This window comes from Methylobacterium sp. WL18, from assembly GCF_008040015.1.
In the GTDB taxonomy this organism is placed as follows: Bacteria; Pseudomonadota; Alphaproteobacteria; order Rhizobiales; family Beijerinckiaceae; genus Methylobacterium; species Methylobacterium mesophilicum.
In genome coordinates this window covers 1-752 of sequence record NZ_VRVD01001152.1, presented here as the reverse complement: position 1 = coordinate 752, position 752 = coordinate 1, and the positions used below count along the sequence as shown (strand labels likewise).

Annotated in this window: 1 protein-coding gene and 1 pseudogene; both read left to right on the top strand. The window is 75.0% G+C overall.

Going from position 1 to position 752, the window contains the following annotated elements; genetic code table 11:
• On the top strand, nucleotides 1-384 hold a 384-nt coding region (locus FV228_RS31485), incomplete at its 5' end, for a molybdopterin dinucleotide binding domain-containing protein (RefSeq protein WP_281406558.1).
• Nucleotides 385-495: 111 nt separating this feature from the next.
• Nucleotides 496-752, top strand: a pseudogene (locus FV228_RS31480) (hypothetical protein); the annotation flags it as partial.

Below are 752 nucleotides of genomic sequence, written 5' to 3'. Positions count from 1 at the left end.
GTGTCGGAGCCGGCCGACGCCGAGCGCCCGTTCCGGATGGTGGCGCCGCCGGCCCGCCAGTTCCTCAACACGACCTTCTCCAACAGCCCCGAATCGATCCGGCGCGAGGGCCGCCCGACCTGCCTGCTCCATCCGGCGGACGGCGCCCGCCTCGGGATCGCCACCGGGGATGCGGTGGAGATCGGCAACGCCCGCGGCCAAGTCCGGCTGCACGCCCGCCTCGCGGAGGGGCAGCCGCCCGGGATCGTGGTGGTCGAGAGCCTGTGGCCGGCGGCCTCGTTCTCGGGCGGGCGCGGCATCAACGCGCTGATCGGCGACACGCCGGCCGCCCCCAACGACGGCGCCACGTTCCACGACACCGCGGTGTGGGTGCGGGCGGCCTGATCACGGACCCGCCGCGGGGCGTTCGATCCGGGACGTGCGAGGAGACCGTCGGAACCCGTCCGAATCGGTTGTGTTGGCCCCGGACACACCGTCTCGTGGAATCCGACCGCCATGCGGGTCATCCTCGCCGCCGCCCTGCTGGTCCCGTTCGCCGCTCCGGCCTGGGCCCAGAACCTGTCCGCCACCGCGACGGTCCCCGCGGCGGCCTCCCTGGAGCCGCTGACGGCGATCGCCAACCCGGGGCAACTCAGCCTCGGCGGCGGCTCCACCTCCGGTCCGTTCCCGACCCTCTCGGCGCAGGGCGGCGGCCTCGTGAATGCCGGACAGCTGAGCTTCGGCGGCGGCGGTTCCGGGGGCGGCAGCATCGC